Origin of the sequence: Microcella alkalica (assembly GCF_014595885.1) — a bacterium.
GTDB classification, from domain to species: domain Bacteria; phylum Actinomycetota; class Actinomycetes; order Actinomycetales; family Microbacteriaceae; genus Microcella; species Microcella alkaliphila_B.
On the sequence record NZ_JABUKC010000004.1, the window covers coordinates 219,570 to 227,896 of the forward strand.

Below are 8,327 nucleotides of genomic sequence, written 5' to 3' on the forward strand. Positions count from 1 at the left end.
GGGCTCAGGCGGTCGCGCCGGCCCGGTAGCCCACGCCGCGCACGGTCATGACGATGCGCGGCTCGTCGGGGTCGAGCTCGACCTTCGCCCGCAGGCGCTGCACGTGCACGTTCACCAGGCGGGTGTCGGCCTTGTACTGGTAGCCCCACACCTGCTCGAGCAGCATCTCGCGCGTGAAGACCTGGTTGGGCTTCATGGCCAGGGCCAGCAGCAGGTCGAACTCCAGCGGCGTGAGCGAGATCGCCTGGTCGCCGCGCTTGACCTCGTGCCCGGTGACGTCGATGACGAGGTCGCCGATTGGCAGCGTCGAGACGGCCGCCTGCGGCGTGGGGCGCAGCCGGGTCTTGATGCGTGCGACGAGCTCCTTCGGGTTGAAGGGCTTCACGACGTAGTCGTCGGCGCCACTCTCGAGGCCCTGCACGACATCGGCCGTGTCGGACTTCGCCGTGAGCATGATGATCGGCGTGCCGCTCTGCTCGCGGATCGCCCGGCACACCTGGATGCCGTCCATGCCCGGCAGCATGAGGTCGAGCAGCACGAGGTCGGGCTGGTGCCGCGTGAAGGCGTCGACCGCCTCTCCGCCGTCGTGCGAGAAGACGGGGTCGTACCCCTCACCGCGCAGGACGATGCCGATCATCTCGGCGAGCGCCATGTCGTCATCGACGACGAGGATGCGCGGGGTCATGGTGCTCTCGAGCCCTCCTCGGCCTGCTCGGGTCGCCTGGCTGCGCGCCCCCGACGGGTGTTCGCCCCAGCCTAGACGAGTGTGGCACCATACGTTCGACAGCGAACGGCAGCCGGGGTGAGGACGCGCGAGATGACGAACGACGCGAGTTGGCAGGCGCCCTCCGAGCCTCTCGGCCCCGGCCAGCCCGCGAACCCGTGGGCGAGCCCCGCCGCGAGCGCGGCACCGCCGGTCGCCGAGACCGCGGGCGCATCCCCCTGGTCATCCGCTCCCTCCGCCGCCCCCGTCGGCTGGGCCCCGCCGCCCAAGCCGGGCCTCTTCCCCCTCCGCCCCCTCGACTTCGGCACCGTCTTCGGCACGACCTTCCGCGTGCTGCGCCGCAACCCGCGACCCGTGTTCGGGGTCGGCGTGGGTCTGACGACACTCGTCACCTTCGTGACCGGCGCCGTCGTCACGCTCGTCGCCCTCGTCGGGGCCGACCGCATCGCCCGCGCCGCGCCCGAGGATGCCGAGGCGATCGCCGTCGGCACCGGGGCCCTCGTGGTGCTCTCCGCCTTGCTCACCGCCGCGCTCTCGGTCATCGTCAGCGCCGTGCTGCAGGGCGTCATCGCGATCGAGGTCGCGAGCGCCTCGCTCGGCGAGCGCCTCACCTTCCGGCAGATCTGGGCGCGCGGCCGCGGGCGCTGGGGCGCCCTCATCGGCTGGGCGATGCTGCTGAGCGGCGCGCTCGTCGCCACGATCGCCATCCTCGTCGCGATCGTGCTCGCCATGGTGACCCTCGGCGATCAGGCCGGCATCGTCGCCGGCGTGCTGCTCGGCATCGGCGGCGGCCTCGGCATGGCCGTGCTCGCCGCCTGGCTCTGGATCAAGCTCGCCTTCGTGCCGCACGCGATCGTGCTCGAGCGCCTGCCGCTCCGCGTCGCGGTGAGCCGCGGATGGGCGCTCGTGCGCGGGCGCTTCTGGCGCTCCTTCGGCATCCTGCTGCTCATGAACGTCGTCGTGCAGACGGCCGCGAGCATCGTCACCGCACCGTTCAGCCTCGCGGCGGGGCTTGCGGGCGCGCTCGTGAACCCGACCGGCGACCTCACGACCGACCTCGGGTTCCTCATCGCCCTCAACCTCGTGGCGCTCGTGCTCGGCGCCGTCGTCGGCGCGATCGGCGCGGTGCTGCTCGCCGCGGCTGCGACGCTGCTGTACGTCGACGCGCGCATGCGCGACGAGGGGCTCGACCTCGACCTGCAGCGCACGGTCGAGGCGCGCGCCCAGGGCGCCTCGACCCCCGACCCCTACCTGCCCGCCGCGTCGTGACGCCCGGCTGGCTGCTCGCGGCTCCGCTCGAGCCCGACGCCGACGAGGCGCGCGACCTGCTGCTGGACGAGCTGTCGAAGCTCGAGTACGCGCAGGCGCAGCCGACCTGGTTCGACCTGCTCGTGCAGGCGGTGCTCGATTGGTTCGGCAGCCTGCGTCTCGGAGGCGGCGGGGGCTTCCCGCTCGGCGTGCTGCTCGTGGGCCTCGCGATCGTCGCCGCCGCCGTGCTCGTCGCGCTGCTCGTGTACGGCCTGCCGAGGTTCCGCCGGCGGTCGCGCGTCACCGACGAGCTCTTCGGCGAGAGCGACGCGCGCACCGCGCGCGAGCTGCGACGGGATGCCCAGACCGCCGCCGCGCGCGGCGACTGGCGCACCGCCATCGCCGACCGCTACCGCGCGATCGCCCGCGGGCTCGACGAGCGCACGCTCGTCTCCCTCCTGCCCGGGACGACCGCCCACGCCGTCGCCCGGCAGGGCGCGCGCACCTTCCCCGACGCGGGCGCCGAGCTGGAGGCCGCCGCCGACCTGTTCGACGGAGTGCGCTACCTCGACCGCGCGGGCGACCGCGACGGCTACGAGCGGGTGCGCGCCCTCGATGAGCGGCTCGTCGCCACGCAGCCCGAGCTCGCGTCGGCCGCCCCGAGCGCACCGGCGGTGCCGCGATGACGATCACCGCCGCGCGCGCCGACGCACCGGCCGGGGTCGTCACCCCCACCGTGCGCCGCGCCCTGCGCCGCTGGCTGTTCTGGATCGTCGTCGCCGTGCTGCTCGTCGCCTTCGCCGCCGTGTACGGGCTCACCACGCGCACCGCGAGCGAGGCGAACCGCTTCGACGCCGATGAGGCCGCCCCGGCGGGGTCGCGCGCCCTCGTGCAGGTGCTCGGCGAGCAGGGCATCGACGTCGTCGTCGCGTCGACCCTCGACGAGGCGCTCGCCGCCGTCGACGACCCCGGAGCGACGACGCTCGTCGCCGCCGACCCCCGCGCCGTGCTCACCGCGGAGCAGTGGCAGCGACTCGACGGCGCCGCCGCGAGCGTGATCGTGATCGAGCCGCCCGCCCTCGCGGTCGGGGCGCTCGCCGCCGAGGTCGCCCCGGGCATCCCCGTCATCGATGCGGTGCGCGACGAGGCCGGATGCTCGGTGCCTGCCGCGCAGCGCGCCGGCAGCATCACCGCCGACGGGGTCGCGCTCGACGCGAGCGCCGCGGCTGGTGCCGAGGCCTGCTTCACCGGGTCGGAGGGCTCCGGGCTCGTGACGCTCGAGCAGCCAGGCGGCGAGGGCGCGCTGCACCTGCTCGGGGCGAGTGCGGTCGTGCAGAACGGCTTCCTGGGGGTGCAGGGCAACGCCGCGCTCGCACTCGGGCTCGCGGGCGAGCATCCGATCCTTGTCTGGTACGTCGCCTCGCCCGCCGATCTCGCCGGCGGCGACACGCCGCTGTCGGAGCTCTACCCCGGCTGGGTGAACCCGGTCGCCTGGCTCGCGCTCACCGTCGGCCTCGCCGCGGCGATCTGGCGCGGGCGCCGACTGGGCCCCGTCGTCATCGAGAACCTGCCCGTCGTCGTGCGCACGACCGAGACGATGGAGGGGCGCGCGCGCCTCTACGCGACATCGGGCGCTCGGCTGCGCGCGCTCGACGCCCTGCGGGTCGGCACGCTGCGCCGGCTCGCCGATGGCCTCGCCCTCGGCTCCGCGGCGGGCGTCGACGACATCGTCGCCGCCGTCGCGGGCATCACCGGCCGAGACCTCACCGGCCTGCGCGCCCTGCTCGTCGACCGCGAGCCGCGCGACGACGGCGAGCTCGTGCGCCTCAGCGACGAGCTGCTCGAGCTCGAGCGGCAGGTGCGGCGCCGCGTCGCCCTCGACGACCGAGCGGACGGAGCATCACCGTGACCGAGACCACGACCCCCCACGGAGGAGAGAACATGGAGAGCGAGCTGCGGGCATCCTTCGCGCGCGTGCGCGACGAGGTCGGCAAGGCCGTCGTCGGCCAGGAGGCGGCCGTGAGCGGGCTCATGGTGGCCCTGCTCGCCAACGGGCACGTGCTGCTCGAGGGTGTGCCGGGCGTGGCGAAGACCCTGCTCGTGCGCTCGCTCAGCCACGCGCTGAGCCTCACCACAACGCGCGTGCAGTTCACGCCCGACCTCATGCCGGGCGACGTCACCGGCTCGGTCGTCTACGACGCGAAGGCCGGCGACTTCGAGTTCCGGCGCGGGCCGGTGTTCACGAACATCCTGCTCGCCGACGAGATCAACCGCACGCCGCCGAAGACGCAGTCGTCGCTGCTCGAGGCGATGGAGGAGCGGCAGGTCACCGTCGACGGCGTCACGCACCGCCTGCCAGAGCCCTTCGTCGTCGCCGCGACGCAGAACCCCGTCGAGTACGAGGGCACCTACACGCTGCCCGAGGCGCAGCTCGACCGCTTCCTGCTCAAGCTCGTGCTCGACCTGCCGCCGCGCGAAGCCGAGGTCGAGGTGCTGCAGCGGCACGCGAACGGCTTCAGCGCGCGCGACCTCACCGCCGCCGGCCTGCAGCCCGTGCTCGGCGCCGACGAGATCGCCGCCGCCCGCGCCGCCGTCGCAACGGTCGGTGCGACCCCCGAGCTGCTTGCCTACATCGTCGACCTCGCTCGCGGCACCCGGCAGAGCCCCTCGGTGCGGCTCGGGGTCAGCCCGCGCGGCACCACGGCGCTGCTCGCCGCGACGAAGGCGTGGGCGTGGCTGTCGGGCGCCTCGGCGATCACCCCGGACCACGTGCAGCAGATGATCCTGCCCGTGTGGCGGCACCGCATCGGCCTGCGCCCCGAGGCCGAGCTCGAGGGCGTGTCGGCCGACACCATCCTGCGCTCGGTGGTGCAGCAGGTGCAGGTGCCGCTGTAGCCATGGCGATCACCGGCTGGTTCGTCGCGCTCGTCGCCCTCGGCGTCGTGCCCGTCGTCGTGCTCGAGAGCGGCTGGGCGTACGTCGGCTGGGTGGCACTCTGCCTCGTGCTGATGACGGTGGATGCCGCGCTCGCCGCCTCCCCGCGGGCGGCGGTGCTCGAGCGCTCCGGCCCCGATCGCGTGCGCCTGACCGAGCAGGTCGACGTGACCCTGCTCGTCACGAACGGCTCGAGGCGTCGGCTGCGCGGCGTGATCCGCGATGCCTGGGAGCCCTCGGCCGGTATCAGCCCCCGACGCCAGCGGCTCGACGTGCCCGCGGGCGAGCGCCGGGCCGTGCGCAGCGTGCTGCGGCCGTGGCGGCGCGGCGAGCGACGTGCCGCGATGGTGACGATCCGCGCGATCGGGCCGATGCGGCTCGCGGGGCGGCAGGCGAGCATCCTCGTGCCGGGGGCGATCAGGGTGCTGCCCGAGTTCGCCGCGCGACGCCACCTGCCCTCGCGGCTCGCGCGCCTGCGCGAGCTCGACGGTCGCACCTCGATCATGGTGCGCGGTCAGGGCACCGAGTTCGACAGCCTGCGCGAGTACGTGCGCGGCGACGACGTGCGCTCGATCGACTGGCGCGCGACCGCCCGCCGCGCCGGCGGCCCGGGACCGGCGGGCTCCCCCGCGCCGACACTCATGGTGCGCACCTGGCGACCCGAGCGCGACCGCCACGTCGTCGTCATCGTCGACTCGGGGCGCACCGCCGCCGCGCGCATCGCCGACGAGACGCGCCTCGACACCGCCTTCGAGTCGACGCTGCTGCTCTCCGCCCTCGCCGACCGGGCGGGCGACCGCGTCGACGTCGCCGTCTTCGACCGGCGCGTGCGCGGCCGCGTGCAGGGGGCACGCGGCGCCGACCTGCTCGCCAAGCTCGTCGACACGATGGCGCCCATCGACCCCGAGCTGCTCGAGACCGACTGGACGGCCGTGCCCGCGCTCGTGCGCTCGATGACCTCGCAGCGGTCGCTCGTCGTATTGTGCACGCCGCTGGAGTCGCCCGGCTCGACGCGCCAGCTGCTCGCGATGCTGCCGCAGCTCTCCCGCAAGCACCTCGTGCTCGTGGCGGCCGTCACCGACCCCGCGTTGCTCTCGGCGGCGGAGGACCGCTCGGATCGGGCATCGGTCTATCGCGCCGCGGCCGCCGAGCGGGCGATGCTGGATGCTCAGCGCGTGGCCGCGGCCGTGCAGCGCCTCGGCGGCGATGTCGTGACGGCCGCGCCGCTCGAGCTGCCGCCCGCCGTGGCCGACCGGTACCTCGCGTACAAGGCGGCGGGGCGGCTGTAGGGCTCGCTGCGGCGCCCGACGAGCCGGCTCGGTCAACTTAGTCGGCGACGACGACCCGCGCGCCGCGGCTGATCGGGTCGAGGTCGCCCGTCTCGCCGTCGCGCGTCGCCGCCCGGCCGACGACCCACTGCAGCCAGAGGAACCACGCGAGCGCGAGCGTGCCGATGCCGATGCGGATCACGTCGGGCCACTCCTGCCGCGTCACGTAGCCCTCGACGACGCCGCTCACGAGCAGGCCGACGACGAGGCCGCCGATGACCGCGAAGAGGGCCCGGCCGTCCTCGGCTAGGGCCTGCAGCCGAGTGCGCGAGCCGGGGGCGACCCACGCCCAGAAGATCATGAGGCCCGCGGCCGCCGCGACGAAAATGCAGTAGAGCTCGAGCTGACCGTGCGGGGCGATGTTGAGGAAGAACACGTCGAGCCGGTCGTACTCGGCCATGATCGCGGCGCTCTGCCCGACGCCCTGCGCGTTCTGCAGCACCACGAACGGCACCCAGAAGCCGGAGATGCCGAACGCGACGCACTGCGCGGCGATCCAGGCGTTGTTGACCCACACCTGGCCGGCGAACGAGGCCTCCGACGATTCGGAGTAGTAGTTGACGAAGTCCTGCTCGGCGTAGCGACGCAGCGTCTCCGGGTCGCCAAGGCTGGCGAGCACCTCGGGCGTCGACGCGATCCAGATGCCGTAGAGGGTCGCGACGATCGTGAACACGATCGCGACCGCGATCGTCAGCCAGCGGATGCGGAACAGCGCCGCCGGCACCTCGCGCGTCGCGTAGCGCGCGAGCTGCGCGAGCGGCTCGGCCTGCGCGCCAGTGAAACGCAGGCGCGCCCGCGACAGCAGCACCGACAGGCGCTCGCGCTGCGGCACATCGCCCGCGGTCGTCGAGATCGCCGAGAGCTGCGTGGCGCCCGCCTGGTAGTGATCGATGAGCTCGTCGGCCTCGCGCCCGTCGAAGCGGCGCCGGCGAGCGAGGGCGCCCAGGCGCTCCCACTCGTCGGCGTGGGCAGCGGAGTACGCGTCAAGATCCATCTGTTTAGATGATGGCATGTCCGCCTCACCGCCGCCCGCGGCGTTCGCGAGCGACGTCGACGTCGACCGCGAGCTGCTCACCGGAGAGGCGGTGGCGCTGCAGCTGCGGCCCACGAGTGTCGCATTGCGGGCAGCAGGAGCCGCGATCGATCTGCTCGCCTACGGCACCGGCACCGGGCTGCTCGGCTGGCTCGTGCTCGAGACCGCCCCCACGCTCGGAGTGCCCGACAACCTCTTCGCCGCACTCGGCATCGGCACCGCGGTGCTCGGGCTCGTCGTCGCCCCCGCTGTCGTGGAGACCGCGACGCAGGGGCGCTCCCTCGGTCGCTGGGCGCTCGGATCACGTATCGTGCGCGACGACGGCGGTGCCGTCGCCTTCCGGCACGCGTTCATCCGATCGTTCGTGGGGCTCTTCGAGGTCGTCCTGACCTTCGGCGGCGTCGCGGTGACGGTCGCCATGGTCAACGCTCGAGCCAAGAGGCTCGGCGACCTCATCGCCGGCACCTACTCGCAGTACGAGCGCGTCGCCGCGGCGCCGTCGAACACCTTCGGCGTGCCGACGGAGCTCGCCGAGTGGGCCCGCACCGCCGACGTGGGCCGGCTGCCCGACGCGCTCTCGCGACGCATCGCGCAGTTCCTCGCGCAGGCCTCCGGGCACACGGCGACAACCCGGCAGCGGCTGGCGGCGACGCTCGCTCGCGACGCCGCTGCCTACGTCTCGCCGATCCCGGATGCTGATCCGGAGCTCTTCCTGGCGGCCATCGCCGTGCTGCGCCGACAGCGGGAGTCGACCGCGCTGGAGCTCGAGCGCGCTCGACTCGAGCAGCTCGCCCCCACCCTGTCGGCGTTGCCGCACGGGTTCCCCGACCGCGGCTGAACCGCGACGCGCGAGCGGCACGAACGCCGATGATGCGTCTCGGAGGGCCCTGCTCGTCCGTTAACGACGAGAGGCCCCTCCACGAATGGAGGGGCCTCTCTCGAAAGAAGTCCGGCGGTGTCCTACTCTCCCACGAGGTCGCCCTCGCAGTACCATCGGCGCAGAAGGTCTTAGCTTCCGGGTTCGGAATGTAACCGGGCGTTTCCCCTTCGCTATGGCCGC

Annotated in this window: 8 protein-coding genes and 1 rRNA gene; 6 read left to right on the forward strand and 3 right to left on the reverse strand. The window is 73.8% G+C overall.

The window, feature by feature from the left end; genetic code table 11:
- Positions 1-4: 4 nt before the first annotated feature.
- Positions 5-685, reverse strand: a complete 681-nt coding sequence (gene mtrA / locus ID804_RS11455; RefSeq protein ID WP_169080219.1) for an MtrAB system response regulator MtrA — start codon at positions 683-685, stop codon at positions 5-7.
- 132 nt (positions 686-817) lie between these two features.
- Here mtrA and ID804_RS11460 point away from each other — a divergent pair, with 132 nt between their 5' ends.
- The 5 genes from ID804_RS11460 to ID804_RS11480 are packed head-to-tail and all read left to right on the forward strand — an operon-like array spanning position 818 to position 6,195.
- Entirely contained in the window at positions 818-1,993 is a 1,176-nt protein-coding gene (locus ID804_RS11460; protein WP_169080238.1) for a glycerophosphoryl diester phosphodiesterase membrane domain-containing protein, read from the forward strand.
- The gene (locus tag ID804_RS11465) at positions 1,990-2,658 is read left to right on the forward strand and encodes a DUF4129 domain-containing protein (protein ID WP_169080240.1); all 669 of its coding nucleotides are present in this window, start codon (positions 1,990-1,992) and stop codon (positions 2,656-2,658) included. The genes ID804_RS11460 and ID804_RS11465 overlap by 4 nt, the downstream gene beginning before the upstream one ends.
- Entirely contained in the window at positions 2,655-3,881 is a 1,227-nt protein-coding gene (locus ID804_RS11470; RefSeq protein ID WP_169080242.1) for a DUF4350 domain-containing protein, read from the forward strand. The genes ID804_RS11465 and ID804_RS11470 overlap by 4 nt, the downstream gene beginning before the upstream one ends.
- Before the next feature lie 32 nt (positions 3,882-3,913).
- A complete protein-coding gene (locus ID804_RS11475) occupies positions 3,914-4,867 on the forward strand; it encodes an AAA family ATPase (protein WP_169080285.1) in 954 nt (317 codons plus the stop codon).
- Between the two features lie 2 nt (positions 4,868-4,869).
- A complete protein-coding gene (locus ID804_RS11480) occupies positions 4,870-6,195 on the forward strand; it encodes a DUF58 domain-containing protein (protein WP_169080244.1) in 1,326 nt (441 codons plus the stop codon).
- A gap of 37 nt (positions 6,196-6,232) precedes the next feature.
- Here the strand turns inward: ID804_RS11480 and ID804_RS11485 are convergent, their stop codons facing one another.
- Positions 6,233-7,228 (reverse strand): stage II sporulation protein M, encoded by a 996-nt coding sequence (locus ID804_RS11485; RefSeq protein WP_169080246.1) that lies wholly within the window; start codon positions 7,226-7,228, stop codon positions 6,233-6,235.
- A 16-nt stretch (positions 7,229-7,244) separates the two neighbouring features.
- Here ID804_RS11485 and ID804_RS11490 point away from each other — a divergent pair, with 16 nt between their 5' ends.
- Positions 7,245-8,105 (forward strand): RDD family protein, encoded by an 861-nt coding sequence (locus ID804_RS11490; RefSeq protein ID WP_169080248.1) that lies wholly within the window; start codon positions 7,245-7,247, stop codon positions 8,103-8,105.
- 109 nt (positions 8,106-8,214) lie between these two features.
- Here ID804_RS11490 and rrf read toward each other — a convergent pair.
- A 5S ribosomal RNA gene (gene rrf, locus ID804_RS11495) occupies positions 8,215-8,327 on the reverse strand; the annotation flags it as partial.